Consider the following 1071-nt stretch of genomic DNA (forward strand, 5'->3'; position numbering starts at 1 on the left):
ATCCTCGGGTCAGCGTGGTGAAACGGCCGCTGGTCGCCATTATCGCCACCGGCGACGAATTGCTGCCGCCGGGCAGCGATCTCGGCCCGGACCAGATCATTTCATCGAATGCCTATGGCGTCGCCGCCACCGCACACTCGGTCGGCGCCCGCGCGCTCGATCTCGGCATTGCCGCCGATCGCAAGGAGGCTATCGCCGAACTGGTGCAAAAAGCGGTCGCGGCCGGTGCGGATGTCATTGTGACGCTTGGTGGCGCCTCGGTCGGCGATCACGACCTGATCCACGACGTGCTGACCGGCGAAGGCATGACGCTCGGCTTCTGGAAGATCGCCATGCGTCCTGGCAAGCCGCTGATGTTCGGCCGCCTCGGCGATATCAGGTGCATCGGCCTGCCCGGCAATCCGGTGGCAAGCCTGGTCTGCTCGCAGTTGTTCCTGAAGCCGCTGCTGGCGCGGCTCGGCGGCCGCAATCATCGCCAGGACATACGTCCGGCACGGTTGGGTGCCGCCATGCCGGCCAATGATCTGCGCCAGGACTATGTGCGAGCGGTGGTCAGGGAAGATGACGGCGCGCTGGTGGCGACGCCGTTCGGTATCCAGGATTCCTCGATGCTGAGAATGCTGGCCGACGCCAACGGGCTGATCGTGCGGGCGCCGTTTGCCCCCGCAGCAGCTGCTGGCGAGGCTTGCAGCGTACTGATGCTGCGCTGAAGCAGCGCAGAACAAACCATTAATAACAAACAGAAAATTACGTCGGCGCTATTCCGATATCAAGGCGCGGGTCAGCGGATGCGCCGGATCGGCAAGGCCGTCGACAATGCTGAAATGATGCCGGTCAGGCTCGACCACGGTGCCGGTGGTGGCGCCGAGGCCGGTCCAGATGTTGGCAAGCAGCGCATTCTGGCGCAGGAATTCGGCGCGCTCGCCGCCACCGGCCCAACAGGTGATGCGGGCACCATCCATGGGCCGCAGCAGCGCCGGGCTTTCAGCCAGCGCCTCATCTTCGTCGATGGCCAGAGTCGCGTTCATCTCGGTGCGCATGATCGGACGCAGATCGTGGACACCCGAAATC

Annotated in this window: 1 protein-coding gene and 1 pseudogene; one reads left to right on the plus strand and one right to left on the minus strand. The window is 64.7% G+C overall.

Annotated elements, in window-relative coordinates:
- The coding region (locus EN939_RS35435; RefSeq protein WP_164751572.1) for a molybdopterin molybdotransferase MoeA at nucleotides 1-710 on the plus strand (710 nt) is incomplete at its 5' end.
- Between the two features lie 48 nt (nucleotides 711-758).
- Here EN939_RS35435 and EN939_RS35440 read toward each other — a convergent pair.
- Nucleotides 759-1071, minus strand: a pseudogene (locus EN939_RS35440) (alpha/beta hydrolase); the annotation flags it as partial.

It is taken from the genome of Mesorhizobium sp. M7A.F.Ca.CA.002.05.1.1, assembly GCF_003998335.1.
Taxonomy (GTDB): domain Bacteria; phylum Pseudomonadota; class Alphaproteobacteria; order Rhizobiales; family Rhizobiaceae; genus Mesorhizobium.